Source organism: Martinezella lusitana, assembly GCF_016901135.1.
GTDB classification, from domain to species: Bacteria; Pseudomonadota; Alphaproteobacteria; order Rhizobiales; family Rhizobiaceae; genus Rhizobium; species Rhizobium lusitanum_D.
This window is the reverse complement of record NZ_JAFEVL010000010.1, coordinates 449,750-475,516: the sequence shown is the minus strand read 5'-3', so window position 1 is coordinate 475,516 and position 25,767 is coordinate 449,750. Positions and strand designations below refer to the sequence as shown.

The 25,767-nt window shown below is 61.6% G+C and carries 21 protein-coding genes; 8 read left to right on the top strand and 13 right to left on the bottom strand.

The features are described from left to right. Window positions 1-42: 42 nt before the first annotated feature. The 3 genes from JTP94_RS05285 to JTP94_RS05275 all read right to left on the bottom strand — a co-directional run bounded on the left by JTP94_RS05285 (window position 43) and on the right by JTP94_RS05275 (window position 2,599). Window positions 43-1,209 carry a pyridoxal phosphate-dependent aminotransferase gene (locus JTP94_RS05285; protein WP_204849478.1) on the bottom strand — a complete coding sequence of 389 codons (1,167 nt, stop codon included), beginning with the start codon at window positions 1,207-1,209 and terminating at the stop codon, window positions 43-45. Between the two features lie 144 nt (window positions 1,210-1,353). Further along, window positions 1,354-1,779 carry a large conductance mechanosensitive channel protein MscL gene (mscL, locus tag JTP94_RS05280; protein ID WP_204849477.1) on the bottom strand — a complete coding sequence of 142 codons (426 nt, stop codon included), beginning with the start codon at window positions 1,777-1,779 and terminating at the stop codon, window positions 1,354-1,356. A 253-nt stretch (window positions 1,780-2,032) separates the two neighbouring features. Next, on the bottom strand, window positions 2,033-2,599 hold the full coding sequence (locus tag JTP94_RS05275) for a TetR/AcrR family transcriptional regulator (protein ID WP_204849476.1): 567 nt from the start codon (window positions 2,597-2,599) through the stop codon (window positions 2,033-2,035). A 135-nt stretch (window positions 2,600-2,734) separates the two neighbouring features. Between JTP94_RS05275 and JTP94_RS05270 the strand changes: the two genes are divergently transcribed. Further along, window positions 2,735-3,946, top strand: a complete 1,212-nt coding sequence (locus tag JTP94_RS05270; protein ID WP_204849475.1) for an MFS transporter — start codon at window positions 2,735-2,737, stop codon at window positions 3,944-3,946. Window positions 3,947-3,954: 8 nt separating this feature from the next. On the opposite strand, the gene JTP94_RS05265 is transcribed toward JTP94_RS05270, so the two are convergent. The 4 genes from JTP94_RS05265 to JTP94_RS05250 all read right to left on the bottom strand — a co-directional run bounded on the left by JTP94_RS05265 (window position 3,955) and on the right by JTP94_RS05250 (window position 9,975). Next, window positions 3,955-4,398 (bottom strand): nuclear transport factor 2 family protein, encoded by a 444-nt coding sequence (locus JTP94_RS05265; RefSeq protein WP_204849474.1) that lies wholly within the window; start codon window positions 4,396-4,398, stop codon window positions 3,955-3,957. Window positions 4,399-4,498: 100 nt separating this feature from the next. Further along, window positions 4,499-6,709 (bottom strand): 3-hydroxyacyl-CoA dehydrogenase NAD-binding domain-containing protein, encoded by a 2,211-nt coding sequence (locus tag JTP94_RS05260; RefSeq protein ID WP_204849473.1) that lies wholly within the window; start codon window positions 6,707-6,709, stop codon window positions 4,499-4,501. A 14-nt stretch (window positions 6,710-6,723) separates the two neighbouring features. Then, window positions 6,724-7,932, bottom strand: a complete 1,209-nt coding sequence (locus JTP94_RS05255; RefSeq protein WP_204849472.1) for an acetyl-CoA C-acetyltransferase — start codon at window positions 7,930-7,932, stop codon at window positions 6,724-6,726. Between the two features lie 246 nt (window positions 7,933-8,178). Further along, complete coding sequence (locus JTP94_RS05250) at window positions 8,179-9,975, bottom strand: acyl-CoA dehydrogenase C-terminal domain-containing protein (RefSeq protein ID WP_204849471.1); 1,797 nt, start codon at window positions 9,973-9,975, stop codon at window positions 8,179-8,181. Between the two features lie 487 nt (window positions 9,976-10,462). Here JTP94_RS05250 and JTP94_RS05245 point away from each other — a divergent pair, with 487 nt between their 5' ends. The 3 genes from JTP94_RS05245 (at window position 10,463) to JTP94_RS05235 (ending at window position 16,159) form a co-directional block, all read left to right on the top strand. Beyond that, window positions 10,463-14,140: a peptidoglycan-binding protein gene (locus tag JTP94_RS05245; RefSeq protein WP_204849470.1), complete on the top strand. Its 3,678-nt coding sequence runs from the start codon at window positions 10,463-10,465 to the stop codon at window positions 14,138-14,140. Between the two features lie 289 nt (window positions 14,141-14,429). Further along, on the top strand, window positions 14,430-15,353 hold the full coding sequence (locus tag JTP94_RS05240; protein WP_204849469.1) for a sulfite exporter TauE/SafE family protein: 924 nt from the start codon (window positions 14,430-14,432) through the stop codon (window positions 15,351-15,353). Further along, on the top strand, window positions 15,350-16,159 hold the full coding sequence (locus tag JTP94_RS05235) for a TIGR02186 family protein (RefSeq protein ID WP_204849468.1): 810 nt from the start codon (window positions 15,350-15,352) through the stop codon (window positions 16,157-16,159). The genes JTP94_RS05240 and JTP94_RS05235 overlap by 4 nt, the downstream gene beginning before the upstream one ends. Here JTP94_RS05235 and JTP94_RS05230 read toward each other — a convergent pair whose 3' ends face one another. Then, window positions 16,160-16,663 (bottom strand): helix-turn-helix domain-containing protein, encoded by a 504-nt coding sequence (locus JTP94_RS05230; protein ID WP_204849467.1) that lies wholly within the window; start codon window positions 16,661-16,663, stop codon window positions 16,160-16,162. It lies immediately after the preceding gene. A 110-nt stretch (window positions 16,664-16,773) separates the two neighbouring features. On the opposite strand from JTP94_RS05230, the gene JTP94_RS05225 reads away from it, so the two are divergent. Further along, the gene (locus JTP94_RS05225) at window positions 16,774-17,334 is read left to right on the top strand and encodes a dihydrofolate reductase family protein (RefSeq protein ID WP_204849466.1); all 561 of its coding nucleotides are present in this window, start codon (window positions 16,774-16,776) and stop codon (window positions 17,332-17,334) included. 53 nt (window positions 17,335-17,387) lie between these two features. On the opposite strand, the gene pdeM is transcribed toward JTP94_RS05225, so the two are convergent. After that, on the bottom strand, window positions 17,388-18,125 hold the full coding sequence (gene pdeM / locus JTP94_RS05220) for a ligase-associated DNA damage response endonuclease PdeM (RefSeq protein WP_204849465.1): 738 nt from the start codon (window positions 18,123-18,125) through the stop codon (window positions 17,388-17,390). A gap of 24 nt (window positions 18,126-18,149) precedes the next feature. Then, window positions 18,150-20,660 carry a ligase-associated DNA damage response DEXH box helicase gene (locus JTP94_RS05215; RefSeq protein ID WP_204849464.1) on the bottom strand — a complete coding sequence of 837 codons (2,511 nt, stop codon included), beginning with the start codon at window positions 20,658-20,660 and terminating at the stop codon, window positions 18,150-18,152. A 393-nt stretch (window positions 20,661-21,053) separates the two neighbouring features. Here JTP94_RS05215 and JTP94_RS05210 point away from each other — a divergent pair, with 393 nt between their 5' ends. After that, window positions 21,054-21,557: an Rrf2 family transcriptional regulator gene (locus JTP94_RS05210; protein ID WP_204849463.1), complete on the top strand. Its 504-nt coding sequence runs from the start codon at window positions 21,054-21,056 to the stop codon at window positions 21,555-21,557. A gap of 32 nt (window positions 21,558-21,589) precedes the next feature. Beyond that, entirely contained in the window at window positions 21,590-22,051 is a 462-nt protein-coding gene (locus tag JTP94_RS05205; protein ID WP_204849462.1) for a carboxymuconolactone decarboxylase family protein, read from the top strand. Between the two features lie 320 nt (window positions 22,052-22,371). Here JTP94_RS05205 and JTP94_RS05200 read toward each other — a convergent pair whose 3' ends face one another. Next, window positions 22,372-23,412, bottom strand: coding sequence for a glutamine synthetase beta-grasp domain-containing protein (locus tag JTP94_RS05200; protein WP_204849461.1), 1,041 nt, complete (start codon window positions 23,410-23,412; stop codon window positions 22,372-22,374). Between the two features lie 441 nt (window positions 23,413-23,853). Between JTP94_RS05200 and JTP94_RS05195 the strand changes: the two genes are divergently transcribed. Continuing rightward, window positions 23,854-24,045 (top strand): DUF2735 domain-containing protein, encoded by a 192-nt coding sequence (locus tag JTP94_RS05195; RefSeq protein WP_204849460.1) that lies wholly within the window; start codon window positions 23,854-23,856, stop codon window positions 24,043-24,045. A gap of 12 nt (window positions 24,046-24,057) precedes the next feature. Here the strand turns inward: JTP94_RS05195 and JTP94_RS05190 are convergent, their stop codons facing one another. Together JTP94_RS05190 and JTP94_RS05185 are read right to left on the bottom strand one after the other, a co-directional pair. Further along, window positions 24,058-24,693 (bottom strand): YitT family protein, encoded by a 636-nt coding sequence (locus tag JTP94_RS05190; RefSeq protein ID WP_204849459.1) that lies wholly within the window; start codon window positions 24,691-24,693, stop codon window positions 24,058-24,060. A 105-nt stretch (window positions 24,694-24,798) separates the two neighbouring features. Then, window positions 24,799-25,743: a methyltransferase domain-containing protein gene (locus JTP94_RS05185; protein ID WP_204849458.1), complete on the bottom strand. Its 945-nt coding sequence runs from the start codon at window positions 25,741-25,743 to the stop codon at window positions 24,799-24,801. Window positions 25,744-25,767 lie beyond the last annotated feature (24 nt).

The following is a 25,767-nucleotide window of genomic DNA, read 5'->3' as shown; positions in this document are numbered from 1 at the left end:
TCAACCGACACCCACCCACCCACCCACGCCGAAGCGAAAGACTTACAAACTCAAAATATACTGGCTCAACCGCTCGGCGGCATCGGCGACCTGAGCCGGGTCGCGCAGGAAGCAGGCGCGCAGGAAGAGCTCGCCGCCCTGCCCGAAGGCCGTTCCAGGCGCGAGGCCAACGCCGGTCTTGTCGACGATATCGATGGCCGCTCCGCGGCTGTCGGTGACGCCGTCGATCTTGAGGAAGGAATAGAGAGCGCCATCCGGCTTCAGCGTCTGCACGCGATTGGTGGCGATCAGCGCATCGCAGAGAATATCGCGAGAACGGGTGGCCTTGGCGATGTTGGAGCGAATGAAGTCATCGCCCTCATTCAAGGCGGCAACCGCGCCGCGCTGCATGAACTGCGCGACGCCGGATGTCGAATATTGCACGAGATTTTCGATCACCTGGCCGAGCTCAGCCGGCGCGACGATCCAGCCGACCCGCCAGCCGGTCATCGACCAGTTCTTAGAGAAGGAATTGACGAAAAGGATCTTGTCGTCGGCCTCCTTGACATCGAGGAAGCTCGGCGCCCGACCGCCGGCATAATGGTAAAGCGCGTAGATTTCGTCGGCCATGATCCAGAGACCATGCCTTCGCGCCAGAGCCAGAATATCGGCGAGATCCTGATGCGTTGCCGTCCAGCCGGTCGGATTGGACGGCGTATTGATGAAGAGACCTTTCGTCTTCGGCGTGATCGCAGCCTCCAGACGCCCGAGATCGAGGAACCATTTGCCGTTCTCGAATTGCAACGGCACGCCGACCGAGCGGGCGCCTGATATCTCCAGCGCGGCTGCGATATTCGGCCAGGCGGGAGTCAGATAGACCATTTCATCGCCAGGCGAGGTGATCGCCTGCACGGAAAGCTGGATCGCCTGCATGCCGGAACCGGTGACGTAGAAATGCTCCATCGGCAAGGAGGTGCCGAAGTGCCGGCCATAGTAATCGGCAAGTGCCTGGCGCAGCTCCGGAATGCCGCGCTGCCAGGTGTAGAAGGTTTCGCCGGCATTGAGCGAGGCCATGGCGGCACGATTGATGAAATCCGGCGTCGGCAGATCGCCCTCGCCGACCCAGAGCGGCAGGAGGCCTTCACGGCCACGCGCATAATTCACCACTTCGACGATCCCGCTTTCGGGTGCTGCAAGCGCACGCGGGCTGAGGCTATTCAGTATCGACATGCAACGTCTCCGGTTTTCGCCTTCATAGAGCAGAATGGCGGGCAAATCCCATGACTTTGCGTTAGTGACCGATCGATTTTCGTGATGAATAAAGCCCCGGCCTTTATCGGGCCGAGGCTCCAAAATCAGCGGTACGGAGACCCCTCAGCGTTTGGCGAGAAGGTCGCGGATCTCGGTGAGCAACTGGACATCTGCCGGCGGAGGCGCTGCCTCGGCGATCTTCTCTTCCTTGCGCTCGACTTGCCTGCGCAGCGTGTTCACGCCCTTGACCATCAGGAAGATGATCCAGGCGAGGATGAGGAAGTTGATGAGGACGGTGATGAAATTGCCGTAGGCGAAAACCGCACCCTGGGCACGGGCAGCAGCCAAAGTCGGCGCATTGACCGCCGAGGAGAGGCCGAAAAAATAGTTCGAGAAATCGAAGCCGCCAAAAATCGCACCGACGACCGGCATGATGATATCGTCAACCAGCGATTTCACGATGCCGCCGAAAGCGCCGCCGATGATCACGCCGACCGCGAGATCCATGACATTGCCGCGTGCGATAAATGCCTTGAATTCATTAAGCATTGAGCAGACCCCTTCGCGTTGCCGTTGAATTCACTAAAGATAATTAGCATCATCTTTTGCTTTATTTTTCAACAACGAATTGACGAAGGGCCTCATTCCGGTACGCGTATTCCAAGGAAATTCCGTTGCATTGACAATTTTTGCGTGCATTCATCTGTTAACTTGTTCGTCAGTTGCGGGCAACGCAACCAAAGTCGCAAAGAAGACAGCCCGACAGCTTCTGGTGAGTCGTGCGCCGGAATCGACCGCCGTCTCAAGTTCGGGATGTGTCCCCCGGCACCGCTCGTGCGATGAGTTCACGAACATAATCTGCGCTGGGCGCCTGATCGAAAAGGACGCGGTACATGATCGGCGAGATGACGTGATCCATCAGCTCGGCCAGGGTCGGGAAGGCTTCGCCGTATTCCTCGGCCCGGGCAATGAGGACACATAGTTGATGCTGGGTGTAGCCGCTGCACCTTTCGGCATTTGTCGTATCGGCAATGGAGAGCACGTCGCGGATCATTTCGCGGCCGACGCCGGAGGCCATTTCGTCGGCATATTGCTCGACCCAGGCTTCGAGATCGTCGCGCGCGCTGCCGATCTTGGCCGGCGCGCCGTCAGGCTGCAGGCGCGAGGCTGCGACATCGGCCAGGAGCTCCTGCAGATCGCCCCAGCGGCGATAGATCGTCGACGGCGTGACATTGGCGCGCTGCGCGATCAACGGGATCGTCACATCGGCGCGATCCATTGTGGAGAGCATATCGCGGACGGACTGGTGCACCGCGGCCTGTACCCTGGCGCTGCGCCCACCCGGACGCGGGTTTTCCCTGTAGCCCATAAACCTTGCCAATCTTTCCCTTTTGCCTATCGTGAACGGGGTTGATTGTCCACTAACGCAAATTATTTGCTTTTGTCCATGCGGCGCTCTATATGAGCCTAACGCAATCTTTTAGCTTTAAGCAGGATATAGTCGATGCCCGCGCTCGAATCCACTGCCAGCACGCCGATTTCGCCCGCCAGACGTCTGGCGCCGTTCTATTATGCAGCGACCAGCGCCCTATTCTTTGCCGCCTCCTCCGCGCCGACGCCGCTTTATCGCCTCTACCAGCAGGCCTTCGCCTTTTCGCCGGTGCTGATCACGGTGATCTTCGCCGTCTACGCCTTCGCCTTGCTCGTCGCGCTGCTGATAGTCGGTTCGATCTCCGATCATCTCGGCCGCCGCCCGGTGATCTTTGTGTCCATCCTCCTCAATATGGTGGCGATGGCGCTGTTTTTAATGGCCGAGGGTCCGAATTGGCTGATTGCCGCGCGCATCGTCCAGGGTCTGGCAACGGGCGCCGCGGCAAGCTCCATCGGCGCTGCCCTCGTCGATCTCGATCCGATCAAGGGCTCGATCACCAACAGCCTTGCGCCGCTCGCCGGCATGGCGATCGGTGCTCTCGGTACGAGCCTGCTGGTCGAGTACGCGCCGGCGCCAACGCTGCTTGTCTATGCCGTGACGCTCGTCCTGCTTGCCATTCAGGCCGTGCTTCTCTGGCTGGTGCCGGAAACGACCCGCCGCCGGGCCGGGCTTCTTGCATCGCTGAAGCCGGAAGTGGCGGTTCCGCCGCAGGCTCGCCGGACATTGCTGGCGCTGACGCCGATCAATGTCGCCGTCTGGGCCCTCGGCGGCTTCTATCTATCGCTGGTGCCCTCGCTCGTGAGTGCGACGACCGGCAGCACGGCGCCTCTCGTCGGCGGCTCCGTGGTCGCGGCGCTGACGATCAGCGGCGCGGGTGCTGTGTTTCTGCTGCGCAAGAGATCGGCCACGACGGCAATGACATTGGGCATATCGAGCATGACGCTCGGCGTATTGACTGTCGTCGCCGGCGTGCATGCGGCTGAGGTGTCGATCCTTGCCGTGGGAACGCTGATCGCCGGCGCAGGCTTCGGCGCCACCTTCCTCGGCACCGTGCGCAGCATCATGCCCTTAGCAAAGCCGGACGAGCGCGCCGGGCTGCTTTCGGCCTTCTATATCCAGAGCTACCTCGCCTTCAGCGTGCCGGCTATCCTGGCAGGCTTCCTGTCGAAGGCGCTCGGATTTGCCGCGGCAGCCGACATCTATGCAGCAGCTATCCTTTTGCTGGTCGGCTGGGGCGTCCTTGCCCTGCGGGCTGGCAAGGAGAAGCCGTTGAGCATAGCGTAAGACGATACTTACGGTTTCAGTTCGAGCTCGGCGCGGCCACTGCCGTCCATGGCGAAAGGGACCGACGTGTGCTCGTGAACGATCTTCCAGACACCGGCCTGCTTTCTGAGGCCGAGCGTCTGGCGGAACCAGAGGTCGACTTCGGAACCTTCAATCTTCCGGCCAGTCATATGCACAAGCCCGGTCCAGAAGGCGACGTCCTCACCGACGGTCAGCTTGACGTCGACTGCGTCGCCGCCGATCGGGCCTTGCCAGGTCGAGAACCAATTCTCCAAGCCATCTGCACCTTTGCCCTGGTGCACCAGGGGTGCCACCAGCGTGAAGCTGACGATATCGTCGCTCAGATGCCCGACGACGCCGGCCGCATTCTTGTTGCCAAGAGCGGCGGCCCAGCTTGCAAGCACGGCGCCGATGGCTTCGGCCTCGTCGCGATTGCCGATGATCTCTGTCATGTCACTCTCCTCGGTTTGATGGACTGAGCAGAGGACGAACGGAAAGGGCCGCTCCCGACAGGAGCGGCCCAATATTTGCTGTCAGCGATGGATTACGACCTCAAGCCGCCTTCTCGACGCGGTACGGATCGAAGCGCCCGTAGAAGGTCTCGCCCTTCGCGGCCATGTCCTTCAGGAGTGCCGTCGGCTTGAAATGCGGGCCATAGGCGGCCGCCAGCTTTTCGCAGAGATCGACGAAAACCTTGGCACCCATGCCGTCGATGTAGGACAACGCACCGCCGGTATAGGGGGCAAAACCGAAGCCGAGGATGGAGCCGACATCGGCCTCGCGCGGATCGGTGACGATGCCTTCTTCCATGGTGCGGGCCGCCTCAAGCGCGATGGTGACGAGGAAGCGCTGCTTCAGCACGCCGACATCGACGTCATCGGCCTTCTTCTGCGGATAGAGGTCCTTCAGGCCCGGCCAGAGCGACTTCTTGGCCGGCTTCGGCGGATAGTCGTAGAAGCCCTTGGAATTCTTTCGGCCCAGACGCCCTTCGCTCTCAACGAGACCGCTGACCAGCTGCATGTGGCGCGGGTCCACGGCCTTCTCGCCAAGATCGGCGACGGTCGCCTTCAGGATTTTGTAGGAGAGATCGATGGCGACTTCGTCGTTGAGCGCCAGGGGTCCCACAGGCATGCCGGCCATCTTGGCGGCATTCTCGATCATGGCCGCGGGCACGCCCCCGATCAGCATGTCATAGGCTTCGTGGATGTAACGGAAGACGCAGCGATTGACGAAGAAGCCGCGCGTGTCGTTGACGACGATCGGCGTCTTCTTGATGGCGGCAACATAATCCAACGCGACGGCAATGGCACGGTCGCCCGTTTCCTTGCCGAGGATGACCTCGGTCAGCATCATCTTCTCGACCGGAGAGAAGAAATGGACGCCGATGAAATCGGCCGGGCGCTTGGAATTCTCGGCAAGACCGGAAATCGGCAACGTCGATGTGTTGGAGGCGAAGATGGCGCTTGCGGGAAGCACGGCTTCCACGGCCTCGATCACGGCCTTCTTGACATCGCGATCCTCGAACACCGCCTCGATGACGAGATCTACGTCCTTCAGATCGGAGTAATCGGCCGACGGCGTGATGCGGGAAAGCAAGGCTGCTCCCTCATCTTGCGTCAGCCTTCCCTTACCGATTGAATCCTTGACCAGGCCCTCGCCGACACCCTTGCCCTTGATCGCGGCTTCGATGTCGCGATCGATGAGCGTGACCGGAATGCCGGCGGCTGCGGTGACATAGGCGATGGAAGCGCCCATGAAGCCGGCGCCGACGACGCCGACTTTCTTCAACGCCGCCTTCGGTTGCCCCGCCGGGCGGCGAGCGCCCTTGCCGAGCTCTTGCATGGAGATGAACAGCGAGCGGATCATCGAATAGGCTTCGGTGGTCTGCAGCACTTGCGTGAAATAGCGCTGCTCAATCTTGAGGCCGGTGTCGAAGGGAACCTGGAGGCCTTCGTAGACGCATTTCAGGATGGCGAGTGCCGCCGGATAATTGCCCGATGTCTCGCGGCGCAGGATGGCCGGTGCTGCCGGCCAGAGCTGGGCTGCGGCAGGCGTCCAGATGCCGCCGTTCGGCACCTTGAAGCCCTTTTCATCCCAGGGTGCGATCGGCTTCAGGCCGTCCTTGATCATCTGCTTGGCGGCGGGGATCAGCTGATCCGGCTCGACCACCTGATGCAGGAGGTTCATCGCCTTGGCGCGCGCCGCTGTCAACGACTGGCCCGTCGTCATCATCTGCAGGGCCGATTGAGCGTCAGTCAATCGTGACACACGCTGCGTGCCGCCGGCGCCCGGGAAGATGCCGACTTTGACCTCGGGCAGTGCGATCTTGACGCTCTTGGCACTCGACGCGACGCGGCCGTGGCAGGCCAGCGACAGCTCGAAAGCGCCGCCCATGCAGGTGCCGTTGATGGCCGAGACCCACGGCTTGCCGCAGGTCTCCAGCTTACGGAACAGGCCGGTCATGCGGCCAACGAGATTGAAGAGCTTCTGCGTCGCAGCGGTAGGATCCTTCGCCTTCTCATCCTGATAGAAGGAGAACATCGACTTGATCATCGAGAGGTCAGCGCCGCCGGAGAAGGACGATTTTCCTGATGTAAAGACCACGCCCTTGACGGCTGCATCTGCAACGGTTGCGTCGATGATGGCGTTCAGCTCGTCCATCACTTCCGCGGTGAAGACGTTCATGGATTTGCCGGGCATGTCCCAGGTGACGAGTGCGATGCCGTCTGCGTCGGTCTCGACAGTGAAATTTGTGTAAGCCATTGGTTTCCCCTCCCTCAGACGCGTTCGACGATGGTAGCCGTGCCCATGCCGGCGCCGATGCAGAGCGTGACCAGCGCGGTGTTGAGGTCGCGGCGCTCCAGCTCGTCCAGCACCGTGCCGAGGATCATCGCGCCGGTGGCACCGAGCGGGTGGCCCATGGCGATCGCGCCGCCATTGACGTTGATCTTGTCATGCGAAATGTCGAAAGCCTGCATGTAGCGCAGCACGACGGCGGCGAAGGCTTCGTTGAGCTCGAAAAGGTCGATATCGGCAAGCGTCATGCCGCTGCGCTTCAAGAGCTTTTCGGTGACGTCCACCGGGCCGGTCAGCATCAGCGCCGGGTCGGAGCCGATATTGGCGAAGGCCTTGATGCGGCCGCGTGGCTTCAGCCCCATACTCTCACCGCCTGCCTTGGAGCCGAGCAGCACGGCAGCCGCGCCATCGACGATACCGGAGGAATTGCCGGCATGATGGACGTAGTTGATGCGTTCGACTTCCGGATGCGCCTGGATGCCGACGGCTTCGAAGCCGCCCATCTCGCCCGGCATCTGGAAGGACGGATTGAGCGAGGCCAGCGCTTGCATATCCGTGCCGGGGCGCATGTGCTCGTCCCTGTCGAGGATCGTCAGGCCGTTGATATCCTTCACCGGCACGACGGAATTCTTGAAATAGCCCTTCTCCCAGGCATTGGCCGCCCGCTTCTGGCTTTCGACGGCATAGGCATCGACGTCATCGCGCGAGAAGCCGTATTTGGTGGCGATCAGATCGGCTGACACCCCTTGCGGCATGAAATAGGCCGGAAAGTTGACCGAGGGGTCCATGAACCAGGCACCGCCGGACATGCCGAGGCCGACGCGCGACATGCTCTCAACACCGCCGGCGATGACGATATCATCCGCCCCTTGCGCGATCTTGGCCGCACCGAAATTCACGGCATCGAGGCCGGAGGCGCAGAAGCGGGAAATCTGCATGCCGGGCGCCTTGGTGGAGTAGCCGGCTTCGAAGGCAGCGCCCCTCGGAATGACGGCCCCGGCTTCCATGACCGGGTCGACACAGCCCATGATGATGTCGTCAACCGTCGCGGTGTCGAGGCCGTTGCGGTCGCGGATCGCTTCCAGCGTCTTGGCGGCAAGACGTACGGACGGCACTTCGTGCAGCGATCCATCCTTTTTGCCGCGCCCGCGCGGCGTGCGCACATGGTCGTAAATGAAAACCTCGGTCATGTCTCATCTCCCTGCGGCAGCGTGCCGCCTTCCAATTCAGTATATAGCGACCAAAGCCGCGAATTCCCCCTTCTCCCCGCGGGGAGAAGGTGCCCGCCCCTCGACAAGCTCAGGAGGGCGGATGAGGGGGCCGAGGAATAGAGCCCCTGGAGCCTTGAACGGCCAAGGGCGAAACAGCCTTACGGTGCAATGCCCCCTCAACCTGCGCTTAGCGCGTCCTTCTCCCCGCCGGGGAGAAGGTAGAACTCAAAACGCTTCCGCCACCAGTTCCATCATCGTGTCGGCGCCGGTTTCGATGCGGGCCTTGCGCAGCGCCGTTTCCGGTATGATGCGCTCCATGTAGAACCGCGCCGTGACAAGCTTGTTCTTCAGATAATCCTCGCGCGCGGTGTCGCCGTTCGCAAGGGCATCCTGCGCCGCCTTCGCCATCTTCGCCCACATATAGCCGAGGACGACGAGGCCGAAGAGGTGCATGTAGTCGGTCGAGCCGGCACCGGCATTGTCGGGCTTGGCCATGGCGTTCTGCATGAACCACATGGTCGCGGCCTGCACGTCGTTCAAGCCCTTCTTCAGCTGCTTGGTGAAGAAGCCCATCTGTTCGTCGTTGCGATGCTCCTCGCAGAAATCGCCGATTTCCTTGAACATGGCCATGACGGCGCGACCGCCGTTCAGCGCCAGCTTGCGGCCGACGAGATCGAGCGCCTGGATGCCGTTGGCCCCTTCATAGATCATGGTGATGCGGGCATCGCGGACATACTGGCTCATGCCGTGCTCTTCGATATAGCCATGACCGCCAAAGACCTGCTGCGCCATGACGGCATGTTCGAAGCCCTTGTCGGTCATGACGCCCTTGAGGATCGGCGTTGCCAGACCGAGAATGTCGTCGGCGGACTGGCGCTCCTTTTCGTCCGGCGAGCGATGGGCGATATCAGACTTCAGCGCCGTCCACAGCAGGAAGGCGCGACCGGCCTCGTTGAAGGCGCGGATGGTCATCAGCGTGCGGCGGATATCCGGATGGACGATGATCGGATCGGCCTTCTTATCGGGCGCCTTCGGACCGGACAGCGAGCGGCCCTGGATACGCTCGCGGGCGTAGGCGGCGGCGTTCTGATAGGCAATCTCGGCGATCGAAAGCCCCTGCAGGCCGACGCCGAGGCGCGCTTCGTTCATCATGACGAACATGGCGTTGAGGCCCTTGTTCTCGGCGCCGATCAGGAAACCGGTGGCCTCGTCATAGTTCATTACGCAGGTCGCGTTGCCATGGATGCCCATCTTGTGCTCGATCGCGCCGCAGGAGACCGGGTTGCGGGCGCCGAGCGAGCCGTCTTGCCTGACGAGGAACTTCGGAACGATGAACAGCGAAATGCCCTTGGTGCCTTCAGGGGCGCCCTCGATGCGGGCAAGAACGAGATGGACGATATTATCGGTCATGTCGTGCTCGCCGGCGGAAATGAAAATCTTCTGGCCGGAAATCTTATAGCTGCCGTCGCCTTGAGGCACCGCCTTGGTGCGCAGCAGGCCGAGATCGGTGCCGCAATGCGGCTCCGTGAGGTTCATGGTGCCGGACCACGTGCCATCGACCATCTTCGGCAGATAGGTCTGCTTTTGCTCCTGGGAACCATGCACGAGAACCGCGGCGATCGCGCCCTGGGTCAGGCCCGGATACATCATCAGCGACATGTTGGCGGCGGAGGTGTATTCGCCCACGGCGCAATGCAGCACATAGGGAAGTCCCTGGCCGCCGAATTCCTCCGGCACCGCCAGGCCCAGCCAGCCACCTTCGCGATAGGCGCGATAGGCTTCCTTGAAGCCCTTCGGCGTCGAGACGGTGCAGTCATCATGGCGCACGCAGCCTTCCTGGTCGCCCGAATAGTTCAGGGGGAAGAGCACCTCTTCTGACAGCTTGGCCGCTTCGCCGACGATCGCTTCGATCATGTCGGGCGTGGCTTCGGCGTATCCCGGCAGATTGTTGTAGCGCTCGAGCCCGAGCACATCGTTCAGGACAAACAGCGTATCGTTCACCGGGGCCTTGTAGACTGGCATTTCTCGAATTCCTCCAATTCGCCGCCGGACCTCAGATTCCGGCCACCGGGCTACTCATACAAAATATTGACGTTTGCGTAAACGTCAAATGTTTATCGCGCGTTGAAATTTTGGTGAGCGGCGAAGCGGGGAATTGCTGGTCGGAAGTCGACAGGAAACACCGGCTCTGGAGAATCTGCCGGCGCAGTCACTTCATAAGAATATCCGAATATTCAATGATGTAACCGAAATAAAAGGTTAAGACTTCGGCAAAACTTAACGAGTTGTTTACCACGTTCCGTAAATTGTACGAGTTGAGCAGCAATGCTTCGCGTTTTTTCAATTTTATCCTTTGAGGAAACGCCGTTTTGCGGCTCGGTTTGAGGAAAGCCAATACATTTATCCCTTTCCGAATGGTGGGATGCGGGCGGCGCGGAAACGTCGCGATGTCCTCGTCCTGTCAGTCCGGTGGCCCGTAGTGGTCGATAGTTCGAAGCGAGCAAAAGACATGAGCGGATCGCGATCAAATCCTACCGGCACGGGCGACTGGGCGTCGCTGGATGCTTTGAGCCGCACGATCGAGGGGCTGGAGGCGCGCATCGAGGGCTTGATGGGCACCGCCGCCTCCCGGGACACGCGCCAGCGCGTTGCCGGCGGCTATGCAGCCATCCCCGAGCGGACCGCTGCACCGGAGCGCATGCCGTCGCGCGCCGAACGCGAGGCTCCTGTCGGCCGACCCTATGAGCGCCCGCTGCGCGCCGAGCGTCAGGAAAACGATATCCGTCCCGATCCGCTTGCGGAGATCCGCCAGCGCCAGCGCGCCCTCGAGGCGAACCGCGAGCGGCTGCACGCGCGCCGTGACGATATTGCGCATGCCGAACCGCAGCCGGTCCGGCGGCCGATCGATCCCTATACCCCGCGCCAGCCGCAGCGGCCGACCGCCGAAAGCTCAGTCGACATCGCCCAGGCGCTCGTCAACCTTCGCCAGGATCTCAAGCGCGACATCGCCGAAAGCGTGACCCGCGAAGTCGGCGCCTTGCGCCTCGAAATCCGCGACATCCGCGAGAGCGCGCAGGACACGCATTTCGCCGCCGACGTGCGCCAAGACATGGCCCGCCTTGCCGACAGTATCAATCAACTCGCCGGCCAGCCGGAAACGATGGGCTTGAAGGCCGAGTTCGACCAGCTCCGCTCCCTGATGGACGGCCTTGCCCGCGAGGAATCCCTGCATCATGTCGGGCGCCAGGTTAAGGCAATCGACACCGCCGGCCTGCAGGACGAGCTCGTCTCGCTTGCCTATCGCCTCGACGACATGAAGCAGCAGCTGGGCGGCACGAACGACAGCCCGGCCGTGCATGCCCTGGAAACCAAACTACTGACGATCGCGACCGCCATGGAGAGCCTTGGCAGCATGATGCAGCCGCAGGATCAGGCGATGCAACGGCTGGAAGGCCGCATCGGCGGCCTTGCCGATCAGATCGACCTGATGAGCCGTGATGCGGCGCGGCGCCAGCCGGCCGATGATCTCTCCGGTCGTCTTGAAGCGCTTGCCGTGCGTATCGACGAACTGGGCAGCGCCAAGGCCGTCGCCCGGCTCGAGGAACGTCTGGACCAGCTTTCCTACATGATGGAGCGCTCGCAGGAGGCCGCCGCGCAGCCCGAGCTTGTCGGCTATCTCGCCGACATCTCCCACAAGATCGATGCACTGGAGCATGGGTCGGTCGACCACGTGCTGGCGGACCGACTGGATTACCTGGCCCGCCGCATCGACGAGATGGATTTCCATCCGCCGCTACCGGCCGCCAACCTCGACGACGGCATGGCACGCCGGCTTGAAGGGCGCCTCTCCGACATCGCCGCACGGCTCGAGGCCAGCACCGCGGCGGCGCCGACGGACACGCAGGCGCTGCGTAATCTCGAAGAGCAGATTGCCCATCTGTCCGCATTGCTGACGAATGAACCGAGGGCTGCTGCCGACCATATCCCCGTCGATTTCGACCGCCGGATGAGCGCCATCGAAGACCATATGGCGACTAATGACGAATACATCATCGAAGCGGCGCGCCACGCAGCGGAAGCCGTTGTCGAGGCCTATTCCCGGGACGGCGGATTAGGCAGCGGCGCACAGGCCGCCGATATGTCCGCTCTTAGCGCGCTCGCCGAGGATCTTCGCCATTTAGAGGACCTCAGCCGCAGCAGCGACGAACGCACGCACCGCACCTTCGAGGCGCTGCATGGCACGCTGCTGCAGATCGCCGACCGCCTGGATCATATGGAACATCGCCGGCCGGCACCCGCCATGCCCGCCGCAAATTTCGAAAGCAACGTCTTCGCCGAAGAGGACGCGCCGGCCGTGAAGCCGCCGATGACCGCGCAGCAGAAGGCCGGGCCGATCATCCGCACGATTGCGCCCGCCGAATCCGCTGCCTCCTCCGAGGTCGCCATCGCGGAAGCGATCGATGCCAACACCAAAGCCGAAATCAAAGCGGCTGCAAAGAAGAGCGGCTCCAAGGCCGGCCTGCTCGCCAGCCTTGGCAAGCGTCTCTTCACGCCAGAGAAGGCGGAACCGATCTTCCCGCCGGACCGCCCGGTCATCGAACAGGCACCGTCGATCGATCCGGCCGACCTGATGCCTGCCGAAGAGGCCAACGCGCTGCTGGAGCCGGGCTCGGGCGCGCCCGACATCAAAAAAATCCTGGAGCGCGTGCGCGCCAGCCAGAATGCCGCGCGCAACGGCAACAGCCGCCAGCCGACCGAAAACGAGCGCGCCGACTATATTGCCGCAGCCCGCCGCGCCGCACAGGCAGCGGCGATGGAAGTCGACCAGACACAGCGCTCGGCCCCATCGTCCAAGAAGGACGCAAAGAAGGGCGGCGCATTTTCCCGCTTCCGTCGTCCGATCCTGCTTGCCGTCGGCGCAGCCCTGCTCGCCATCATGGCGTTTCCGCTGGTTAACACGCTGACGCGCGGCCAGAAGGCCCTGCCGCCCGCGGAGGTCTCGACGTTGGTCGCGCCGACAGTCGGCGCCGCAAGCAACGGCATCGCCGCCAACGCAAGCCCGATGGTGAACAGCCAGCAGCTCGCAAGCCAATCCGCCTTGCCGGCCGCTTCCACGGGCAATGCCGCGGACGTTCAACAGACCGCAGCCCCGGCCAATCCGGCTCCCGCGCAGACGAGCGATCACCTGACCGTTGCCGCGCCGCTCGACGGCAACCAGGCAAGTGAGGCTCTGGCTCCGGCCGGCAGCGCGGCAACCGCACAGCAGACGGCAGCCTTCGTTCCGGCCGACAAGGCAGCGCCGGCCGCCGCTTCCGCCGCGCCAGCGGACATCAGCGTGCCCGACGGCATCCAGCCACCGTCGCTCGCCGCCGCCGCCAAGTCAGGCGACCCGGTCGCGCTTTTCGAAATCGGCGCACGCTATACGGATGGCCGCGGCGTCACGGCAGATCTCAAGCAGGCGGCAAGCTGGTATCAGCTTTCGGCCGACAAGGGTTACGCCCCTGCGCAGTACCGTCTTGCCAGCATGTACGAGAAGGGCAACGGCATCGACCACGATCTGGCCAAGGCCAAGCAATATTACGAGCAGGCCGCCAATCAGGGCAACGCCAGCGCCATGCACAACCTCGCTGTCCTCTACGCCTCGGGCGCGGCCGGCCAGCAGGATTATGACTCGGCGGCAAACTGGTTCATCCGCGCCGCCAACCTCGGCGTATCCGACAGCCAGTTCAACCTCGCCATCCTCTATGCGCGCGGCAACGGCGTGAAGGCGGACCTCCAGGAATCCTACAAATGGTTCGCGATCGCTGCGAAGAGCGGCGACAAGGACGCCGCGCAGAAGCGCGACGAGGTCGCCAATGCCATGAAGCCAGCCGACCTCGAAAGCGCCCGCGCCAAGGTCGACCTCTGGAAGGTGCAGCCGGCCGACGCCAAGGCCAACGGCACCGACATTCCGGAGGAATGGACGACCGGCAAGGGCGTGAACACCGCCTCCATCGACATGAAGAAGGCCATTCGCAACATCCAGGCGATCCTCAACAAGAATGGTTTCGACGCCGGTGCGCCTGATGGCAGCATGGGCGACAAGACCGTGGCGGCATTGAAGAGCTTCCAGAAATCGGTCGGCCTGCCGTCGGACGGCCGGGTGACCGATCAGGTCGTCAAAGAGCTTCTGGCCCGCAACAAGTAAGCCCTTGCGGAATCTAGGATACGAGCATGCCGGCGCAACCACGCCGGCATTTTTCGTTTTGGGGCCTCGATACGCACCGCCGTCCACATCCTGCCAGCCGTCTGCTGGATCAACGTCACAGAAATGCGGAAAAAGCCGCGTTAGAGTGAAGCCGGCAATTCGAAAGCTGAAGCTGCACGGCTTTTCCTAAGGCTCTGGCAATGATTTCAGATTAGGGTTCGCCGTTTAAAGGGGAAAATGGTTCAGGCTCCGGTCACCGTGCCGTGATGCCTGCAAATGGGAACAGCGCGTGACGATCTATCTGCCGATCGCAGAACTGTCGGTGAATATCCTTATTATTCTCGGCATGGGCGCAGCCGTAGGGTTCCTCTCCGGCATGTTCGGCGTCGGCGGCGGCTTTCTCATCACGCCCCTCCTGATCTTCTACAACATCCCGCCCGTCGTCGCTGTTGCCACCGGCTCCAACCAGGTCGTCGCCTCCTCGGTCTCAGGCGCGCTTACCCATTTTCGACGCGGCTCGCTCGATCTGAAGCTGGGGTCGATACTTCTGGCGGGCGGCCTGGCGGGCGCGACATTCGGCCTCTGGCTGTTCGTGCTGCTGCGACGGTTGGGCCAGATCGACCTGATCATCTCGCTGATCTACGTGCTTTTGCTCGGCACCGTTGGAACGCTGATGCTGTGGGAAAGCGTGCGGGCGATGCGCCGGGCCGCGGGAAAGCTGCCACCGTCTTCCGGCAAGCCGCGCCATCACAACTGGGTGCAGCGCCTGCCCCTGAAGCTGCGCTTCAAGAAATCCAAGCTGTATCTCAGCGCCATACCGGTCGTCGGCCTCGGCTTCTTCGTCGGTATGCTGACGCCCATGGGTATCGGCGGCGGCTTCATCCTCGTGCCGGCCATGATTTATCTGCTGCGCGTTCCGACGAGCGTGGTCGTCGGCACTTCGCTGTTCCAGGTCATTTTCGTGACGGCCTTCACCACCATTGTCCAGGCCGCCACCAACTATTCCGTCGATATCATACTGGCCTTCCTGCTGATGGTGGCGGGCGTCATCGGCGCCCAATATGGCGTGCGCGTCGGCCAGAGGCTGCGCGGCGAGCAGCTGCGCGCCTTGCTCGGCCTCCTTGTTCTCGCCGTCGGGCTTCGCCTGGCGATCGCCCTGGTGGTCACGCCAGCAGACGTCTATTCGGTCGTGCTGGAAGGGGTGAGCAGATGACGCGTTTCGCACTGCTCGTCGCCACGACACTTCTCCTTGCGCCGCTCGGCAGCCAGGCGCAGGTGATGCTCGATCAGCCGACAACCTCGACGACATCGCGCGAGACGATGGAAATCGGCACATCGACCAGCGAAATCGCCATCACCTCCGACTTCGCCGGCGCCGACCTGACGATCTTCGGCGCTCTTTCAAACACCGATCAACTGCTTCTGGCGATCGGCCAGTACGATATCGTCGTCGTGCTCGAGGGGCCACGCGAAAACGCCACGGTGCGCAGGAAAGAGCGCGTCTTCGGCATCTGGGTCAACACCCGCTCGATGACGTTCGAGCATGTGCCGCAGGCTTATTCGCTTTCGAGCACGCGCGCCGTCGACAATATCACCGCGCCGCTGGAGCTCAGCGACCGCGGTATCGGCGTCGACCATATTCCCCTGACCCCTGTCGGCTTCGTCGGCAATGTCGCTGACGTGCCGGAATTCCGGCAGGCCTTCCGTCGGCTGCAATCGGCCGGCGGCCTCTATGAAAGCGATCCGGCCGGCGTGCGCTTCGTCAGCTCCACACTGTTCAAGGCGACCTTGAGGATTCCCGCCGATGTGCCGAACGGCGTCCATACCGTGCGCGCCTATCTCTTCAAGAGCGGCAAGTTCCTGAACGAAAAATCCCTGCCACTGCGCGTCACCAAGACCGGTATAGAGCAGATGATAACCGACGCCGCGCACCAGCGACCGATCAGCTACGGCGTGTTCTCCGTCTTGCTGGCATTGATCACCGGATGGGCGGCAAGCTTCATATTCCGGAAAAACTGATCATTCGCTTTTCTTACGCTCGACGACCTCGAGATAGGCTTGCGTCAATCTGCCAAGCACCGAGGGCGTGCCCGGCGGCAGCACCTTGTCGAGATGCTTGGCGCGCAGTTCGTCCATGAAATCCTCCCAGAGCTTCGGCCCACCCTCTTCCAGCAGCTCGGCGCGGATGGACAGTTCCTCCGATGCCGGAAGATGCTTGCGGCCCCAGGCGCCCATATGGGCAAAGAGCGGTACGAGGTCGATCGCCATTTCCGTGAGGCTGTAGACGGCCTTCTGTTTGTGGGTGGGATCATCGTCACGGGTGAGAAGCCCGCGCTCGACCAGCCGTTTCAGCCGGTCGGCGAGAATATTTGAAGCAATACCCTCCTCCGACTTCTGCAGCAGCTCGCGGAAATGCCTGCGATTGCCGAACATGATGTCCCTGATGATGATCAGGCTCCAGCGATCGCCGAGGATTTCCAGCGTCAGATTGATCGGGCAGCCGGAGCGGTGCAATGCGTCCATAATGGTCTCCAAAAACTGCTTGCATTTTGCCATCAGTCGAACTAGTTTTCAACTGCTTGCTTTTAGCAACCAGTTTTGATTATGATGCAGTTATCGTAGAGGAGAAACCGATGAGAAAGCTTGTTGTCTGGAATCTCATGACGCTCGACGGCTACTTTGAGGGAACCAAGCCTTGGGACCTCGATTTTCACATGCTCGCCTGGGGCGACGAGCTGGAACGCTATGCGACCGAGCTCGGCCGCGAAGGCGACCTGCTGATCTTCGGCCGGAAGACTTACGAGGGGATGGCTGCCTACTGGCCGACCGCGACGGGAACGGCCGAAATCGCCGCCTACATGAACGGCATCGCCAAGATTGCCGCCTCGCGGACGCTCGACAAGGCGGAATGGAACAATACCCGCGTCGTCGGCGACATCGCCGCCGAAGTGAGGAAGCTGAGGCAAGGGCCTGGCAAGACCATGTTCGTCTTCGGCAGCGCCGAGGTGACGGATGTGCTGCTCAAGGCCGGACTGGTGGACGAGATGCGGATCTGCCTCGTTCCGGTCGTTCTCGGCGGCGGCAACCCGCATTTCAAGCCGGCGGCGGAACAGCGGCCGATGACGCTCATCGACTCCAGGCCTCTTAAGACCGGAGCAGTGATCCTGCGTTACGAGCCGGTGAAAACCGCCTAAATTGATTGCGCAATTCCGGACGAAAACCGTTGCGCACTTTTTCTGGAATTGCTCTAAGCCGACAGATTGCCGAACCGCACCGAATAGATGCGGTCGCGGCCGAGCAGATGGGCGATCAGGCTCTCCCGCTCGAACAAGCCGGCCATGGCCTTGTGACGAAGGTCGAGCCCGCCGGCCATGACGCCGAAGGCGGGCATGAGCAGACGCGCGCCATCCGTGGCGAAGCATGGGCGGCGCACCGACTTTTCACGGCGACGGACGGTGGCGGACGGATGCAGGTGCCCGGCGATCTCGCCGGCCTGCCGGCCAGACTTCGGCTCGTGGCGGAATGTCAGTCCGCCATAGTGCATCTCGTCGACCGAATGGCCGGGCAGATCGACCGTACCATCAGGATCATGATTGCCGTTGATCCAGATCCACTCGCGGCCGCGCGCCATGGTGACGATCAGGCTCCGAAATTCCTCCGGCAGATGCTGCGAACCGACCCGATCGTGGAAATTGTCGCCGAGCGAAACGACGAGCTTCGGGTCGTAGCGGGAGATGACGGCAGCCAGCACGGTCAATGTCGCCAGCGTATCGTAGGGCGGCAGCAGCATGCCGCGCCTCGCGAAGGCAGCACCCTTTTCCAGATGCAGATCGGAGACCACGAGAATGCCGGCATCCGGCAGATAGAGCGCACCGAGCGGATCGCAGAGGGCGGCAATGCCGTGAACGACGGCCTCGACGCCCGAAGCTGATGTCGCGCCGTTCCCTTGCCCGTTCATGTCTCGCGCTAGCGCCAAGCGGTTCATCACCGTAATACTCTACCTTTGTCGTCAGCTCATGGCCTCGCGGATCAGATCATCCGCCGCTTCGGCCAAGAGGACATCGTGAGCCTCTCCCGGCACCGGCACCTTGCCGATTTCCAGCATCACCGGCACGGCGAGCGGCGAGATATGATCCAGCGCCCGGTGGGTGATATGGCCTTTGATTCGCTTCAGCATATCCCCAAGACGGCCGATATCCAAAAGTCCGGTCGCCGCATCCTGCCGCGTTGCCTGCAGCAGGATATGATCCGGCTCGTGGCTGCGCAGCACGTCATAGATCAGGTCGGCGGATACCGTCACTTGACGGCCGGTCTTTTCCTTGCCGGGATGCCGACGCTCGATCAAACCGGCAATCACGGCACAATTGCGGAAGGTGCGTTTCAGCAGGAAGGATTCGTCGAGCCAGGCCTCAAGATCGTCGCCGAGCATGTCCTCGTCGAAGAGGTCGGACAGGCTGAGACGCCGGCTGGCGATCATCATCCCAATATCCTCCAGCCCCCAGATGCCAAGCGAATAATCGGTGGCGACAAATCCCATCGGCTTGGCGCCCGCCCGCTCGAGCCGCCGGGTCAGCAGCATGCCGAGCGTCTGGTGCGCCAGCCGTCCTTCGAAGGGATAGGCGACCATGTAGGCACGGCTGCCGCGCGGAAAGGTCTCGATGAGAAACTCGTCACGCCGTGGCAGCAGCGATTTTTCCTTCTGGATTTCCAGCCAGTCGCGCACCTGATCCGGCAGGCGCTGCCGCCGGTCTGGATCGGCGATCATGGCCCGCACCTGATCGGCGAGATAGGTCGAAAGCGGAAACTTGCCGCCGGCATAGGAGGGGATTTTCGGATCCATGGAGAAAGCCTGCGACGCCAGGCACTCGTTCTCGCGGATGCCTTCGAAGCGCAACACCTTGCCGGAAAAAAGGAAGGTGTCGCCGGGCGAAAGCTGTTCGAGAAAATACTCCTCGACCTTGCCGAGCGAAGCGCCACCCCGCCCGAGTGAGCCCAGCGCATTGCGCTTCACCATGCGGATGTTCAGCATCGCTTCTTCGACTATCGTGCCGAGGTTCAGACGGTATTGCTGCGCGACCTGCGGATTGGAGACGCGCCAGCGCCCTTCCGGCGTCTTGCGAATGCGGGCATAGCGCTCATAGGTTCTTAGCGCATAGCCGCCGGTGGCGACGAAATCGACGATCCGCTCGAAGGTTTCCCAGGAGAGATCGGCATAGGGAGCAGCACTCTGCACTTCATCATAGAGTTCGAGCATGTCGAAGGGCTCGGCACAGGCCATGCCGAGCACATGCTGGGCCAGAACATCGAGCGCGCCGGCTCCGATCGGCGGCGTATCCTGCGCGCCGATATAATTGGCATCGAGAGCGGCCTGACATTCCATGACCTCGAAGCGATTGGCCGGCACCAGGATCGCCTTTGACGGCTCGTCCATGCGGTGATTGGCACGGCCGATGCGCTGGGCTAGACGGCTCGCACCTTTGGGTGCGCCAACATGGACGACGAGATCGACATCGCCCCAGTCTATGCCGAGATCGAGCGTCGAGGTGGCGACGACTGCGCGCAGCCGGTTGTCGGCCATGGCGGCCTCCACCTTGCGGCGCTGGCCGACATCGAGCGAGCCGTGGTGCAGGGCAATTGGCAGATTATCGTCATTGGCCGACCATAGCGCCTGAAACAACATTTCCGCCTGCGAGCGCGTATTGACAAAGAGCAGCGTCGTGCGATGGGCCTTCAGCTCGCGATAGATATCGGGGATCGCGTATTTGGCGGAATGGCCGGACCAGGGGATGCGCTCCTCGGTCGAAAGGATCGATATGTCAGGCTTGGCGCCGCCATCGACCAGAACGAGACCGGCATGCCGCTCCTCCCCCTCTTCCTGCGCCACAAGCCATTTCTGCAAGTCCATCGGCTGGGCGACGGTGGCCGAAAGGCCGATGGTCTGGACGCTTGGCGCGAGCTTGCGGATGCGGGCGAGGCCGAGTGACAGCATATGTCCGCGCTTGGAGGTGACAAGCGAATGCAGCTCGTCGAAGACGATGTATTTCAGATCCTTGAAGAAGCGCTCGGCCTCGCGATTGGCAAGCAAAAGCGCCACCTGCTCCGGCGTCGTCAGCAGGATATCGGGCGGATTGAGCTTCTGTCGCTGGCGCTTACCAGCAGGCGTATCGCCGGTGCGGTTTTCGACTGTAACAGGCAGTCCCATTTCGGTAACGGGCTTCATCAGGTTGCGCTCGATATCGACGGCGAGCGCCTTCAACGGCGAGATATAGAGCGTATGAATGCCCGTGAAGGCCGAGCCGGGCGGGATCTTACCGCGACGGGTGAGATCGGCGAGCGACGGCAGGAAGCCGGCCAGCGTCTTGCCCGCGCCCGTGGGTGCAATTAGCAGCGTGCTTTCGCCGGCCTCAGCCCGGGCAAGCAGTTCGAGCTGATGCGCACGCGGCTGCCAGCCCTTTTCCGCAAACCAGCGGAGGAAGGGGGCAGGCAGGGCAAGAAGGTGCTCCGGGTCGATCTGGTCCACGCGGCTAAATGTAATGGATATGCGGTGGATGAGAAGCGGGGATGTTTGACTTCGCATTGTTGGGTTCAGTGGTCGTGGAGAGTGCATACCCCCCTCTGTCACTGTCGTGACATCTCCCCCACATGGGGGGAGATTGTTTGGAGCGTGCTGCTCCCTTCAGCAGAAACAGTGATCCCTGTTCCAGCAGATGCCATGCTCTCTTGGGGCAAGAGCGCTTCGGGGGTTACCGATCTCCCCCCATGTGGAGGAGATGTCACGACAGTGACAGAGGGGGTATCAGAGGCGCGGCATACAGAAAGCCGCCTTTCAGACTCCATGCAGGCCCCATCAAAAGGAAATTGACACACGCCATAATCGCGGATAAAAAATATCCATGATTAGAAAGGCTGAGAAATGAAACTCGGAGACGGCGTCGAACAATCCATCCATTGCGTTGCCATGCTGGCAGGATTGTCGGATGGCGGCGTGCTTTCGGCAGCCGCCCTTGCCGAATATCACGGCGTCTCGGTGAGTTATCTTCTGAAGCATCTGCAGGCGCTTTCGGGCGCCGGCATTCTCGATACGGTTCCGGGGCCGAAGGGCGGCTACCGGCTGGCGCGTAAGCCCGAGGCGATCAGCCTACTTGATATCGTGCTGGCGGCCGAAGGCCCGGCGCCTGCCTTCCGCTGCGCGGAAATCCGCCAGCGCGGCCCGAGCCCATTGCCGGGGCGCTATTTCGCCAAGCCCTGCGGCATCAACGCCGTCATGCTGGCGGCCGAACGCGTCTATCGGGCCGAACTGGCGAAAACCAGCATCGCCGACGTGCTGACCGATCTCAGGCAGACGGACACGGACGGCGGCATAAACGCGAGGGGCTGCGCCTTCCTCGCGATCCATGAACGCAAGACCAAGAGCTGAACCCCCAAGAACGAGAACTCCAGGAGAAGACCATGCATCCCCGTTTCAATTTCGCCAAAGCCTCGCCCGACTCCTACAAGGCTGTCACCGCGCTGGAAAACTTCGTCCAGGCCTCAGGCCTCGAACGCCGCTTCATCCACCTGATCAAGCTTCGCGCCTCGCAGATCAATGGCTGCGCCTATTGCGTCGACATGCATGTGAAGGAAGCCCGGCACGACGGCCTTGGCGAACAGTGGATCAACCTCATGTGCGTCTGGTGGGAATCGCCTGTTTATGACGACCGCGAACGCGCCCTGCTTCGCTGGGTCGACTCCGTCACCAAGATTTCCCAAACGGGCATACCGGATGCCGACTACGAGCCGCTGAAGCAGCATTTCAGCGAAGAGGAGATCGTCAAGATCACGGTGGCGATCGGCGCGATCAACATCTGGAACCGCCTTGCCGTCGGCTTCCGCGCGCTGCATCCGGTCGATGCGGCAAACAAGGCGGCTTGACGGGAATAATACGCTTCGGATTGCAGGGGAGCTTACCCCCCTGTCACTTCGTGACATCTCCCCCACAAGGGGGAGATCGTCGGGCGCTTGCCGCACGCCCACCAAAGACAACAGGCATCAACTTCAGCAGATACGATAGTAGTTTAATGCGAGAGGGCGCTACGCGCCATCAATCTCCCCCCTTGTGGGGGAGATGTCCCGAAAGGGACAGAGGGGGGTGGCGGAGGTGCGACAACTGAACAATCACCCGATTTCGAATTCCATACCCCCAGATACAATTATGGCGTCGATCCAGAAGACCGACGCCATAACTAAAACACTTAGGCAGCAGCCGAAGCGAAGCCTTCAGTCGAGACTTCCGAGATGGTCTTCAGAACCTGCGAAGCGATCTGGTAGGGGTCGCCTTGCGAGTTCGGGCGACGATCTTCGAGGTAGCCCTTGTAGTCGTTCTTGATGAACGAGTGCGGGACGCGGATCGAAGCGCCGCGGTCGGCAACGCCGTAGCTGAACTTGTTCCACGGAGCCGTTTCGTGCTTGCCGGTCAGACGCTTGTCGTTGTCCGGGCCGTAGACGGCGATATGGTCGTCGAGGTTCTTGTCGAACTGAGCCATGAGCGCTTCGAAATAGGCCTTGCCGCCGACTTCGCGCATGAACTTGGTCGAGAAGTTGCAGTGCATGCCCGAGCCGTTCCAGTCGGTGTCGCCGAGCGGCTTGCAATGGAACTCGATGTCGATGCCGTACTTTTCCGTCAGGCGCTGCAGCAGGTAGCGGGCCATCCAGATCTGGTCGGCGGCTTTCTTGGAGCCCTTGCCGAAAATCTGGAATTCCCACTGGCCCTTGGCCACTTCGGCGTTGATGCCTTCGTGGTTGATGCCGGCTTCCAGGCAGAGGTCGAGATGCTCTTCGACGATCTCGCGCGCAACGTCGCCGACATTGCTGTAGCCAACACCGGTGTAGTACGGGCCCTGCGGAGCCGGGTAGCCGGCTTCCGGGAAGCCGAGCGGACGGCCGTCCTTGTAGAAGAAGTATTCCTGCTCGAAGCCGAACCATGCATCTTCATCGTCAAGGATGGTCGCGCGGCTGTTGGAAGCGTGCGGCGTAACGCCGTCCGGCATCATGACTTCGCACATGACGAGAGCACCGTTGGTACGGGCCGGGTCGGGATAGAGGGCGACGGGCTTGAGCACGCAGTCGGAGCTGCGGCCTTCTGCCTGCATCGTCGACGAACCGTCAAAGCCCCAAAGCGGAAGCTGCTCAAGCGTCGGAAATGCGTCGAATTCCTTGATCTGCGTTTTACCGCGCAGGTTCGGTACCGGGGTGTACCCGTCGAGCCAGATATACTCGAGCTTAAATTTCGTCATTACGCACCTCATAACTGTTAATCAGGCGAAGTAGAAAAAATTGCCGGCACGCCCGCCGAAAAATCCTTCACTACAAACGGCTGTCACAGGACATGCATTTGACATGCCAGATTACACGGCCGTTCCACTCGATCGACGAGGATTTCGCAATTCGCGCGCTTTTGCGCGGGGATTTATGAGCACTAAATGCCCGAATCTTTTCAAATCGTAAGCCGCTCGGCGGCAGGGGCTGCCAACTTGTCGCACCCCTGCCGATTCGGTCCGGCCCGGAAAATCGGCAGGCCCGAGCAGGGGTTGCCGATCTGGCGACATCTAAATTGCCTATAATTTCAACGTTTAGCATTTTTTTTGAGCAAAATGCTGAAATCTGCGTTTGGCTCTGCTATATATGAGTTGTCTCTTCAAGCACGCCCGCTTGAACACCAAAAGGAGAGACAAAGAATGGTAATCCGTGTTCAACACGAAACGGCAAAGATCTTTCAGTTTCCCGTCAAGGCCCGCCCTACCGCGGCGAGCCAGCGCGCTAAGCTCAACCTCACCCCGGACATCGGCGCGAGCATCGCAACAGCTGCATTCGACAGCTGGTATCACGAAGCCGCGATCGCTGAATCCGACGAGACCCGCAAACAGTAAATCGCTGGCCGCCTAGAAGGCGATATAACGATCCGAGCGGTGATTGATCGCGAGGAAGAGGTTGAGGGCGATTGCGCCCAACACCGAGCAGATGACCACGAATGGCGAGGTCACTGCGAAGGCGACCGCGAGAACGCACAGGTCGACCGCAAGCTGCACTAACCCTGCACGTATGCCGAAACGCTCCTGCAAATAGATCCCCAATATGCCGACACCGCCCAGGCTGGCGCGGTGACGGTAAAGTGCGAGCAGCCCGAAGCCGAGCAGGACGCCGCCGAGAAGTGCCGACCAGAAGGCATTGATATGGGCCACCTCGAACAGGCGCGGCTGAAGGTTGGTCAGCAGTGAGGTCAGCGCAATGGCGATGAAGGTCTTCACCGTGAAGGCGGGACCGAGCTGCTTCAGCGACAGATAGAAGAACGGCAGATTGACCACGAAGAAGGCCAGGCCGAAGTTCACGCCGATCGCGTAGTGCAACAGGAAGGCGACGCCAGCAGTGCTGCCCGTCAACAGCCCGGCGCTCGAAAGGCAGAAAAGCCCGAGCGACGAAACTAGACTGCCGGAAACTATGCCCTGGATATCCTCGACCAGCGAATGCCGGGTTGCGGACGTGTTCCAGACGCCAAAGGCGCTCTTCAGGTTCGCCATGTGCTTTCCCCTTTGTTTTCGGGGAATTTGCTCAAAGCTTGGCCGACAATCAAGGGAAATATGTAAGGTATACTGACCTATTTGAATTTCGCAAGATTCGATCGGTCAGGCGGATTTGCGGGCAATGAACAGAATGCCATGGACCGGTTTTCCGGCATCCATGCGAATGATGCTGCGGGCTAAGTCCTGCACGTCAAAGCCGTGATCGGCCAGTATCTGCTTCACATAGGCTTCAGAATGGGCGAAGCGCAGAGAATCGCGCAAGGTATAGCCTCCCGGCCGCTCGGCATCCTCGACCGAAAAAGCGAAGATGGCGCCATCCGTTGCCAGCATGCGCGTGATCGCCATGACGCCATGCAGATCGCCTAGATACATCAAGACATCGGCGGCGGTGATGAGATCCGCCCGCCCCGGCGCCAGCCCGGCATCGAAAACGCCCGACAGAAGCGGATCCAGCGACAGATCGGCCTGGCCGAGATGGTCGTAGACACCCTTTTCGGCAGCCTTGGCGAGCATGCCCTTCGACAGATCGAAGCCTTCGAGCCGATCGACGCGCTCGCGGATCTCCGGCCCGAACAGGCCGGTGCCGCAGCCGAGATCGACGGCGAGTTGGAAATGCGCTGATATATTGGCCGTGCCGGCGATCAGGGCCGCAAGCTTGCCCGGAACGCTATAGCCAAGCTTCCCCACCAGCGAAGTCTCGAACCGATCGGCGTAATCGTCGAACAGCCGCTCGACGTAAAGGCTCGGGGGCCGGTCCGGCACCTCGACTGCTCCGAGAACCGCAAGCTTCAGGCGCGCGCCGAAGACGTCGCCGGCATCCAGCGCCAGCACCTCGTTCAATGCCGCGATCGCGCCCGGCGCATCGCCGGCCTTTTCGCGATAGGTCGCGAGGGTGAACCAGCCCGCGGTCCAGCGCGGCACAAGCTCCAGCGCCTGTTCCATCAATTCGGCGGCGCTCGCTGGCTCGCCGCCTTCGGCAAGCATTTTCGCATAGTCGGCACGACGGTCGGCAATGACATCGCCGGAGGAGAGCTGGCTCGGCAGCATGGGTTCGATCCTGTTTGACGCTCG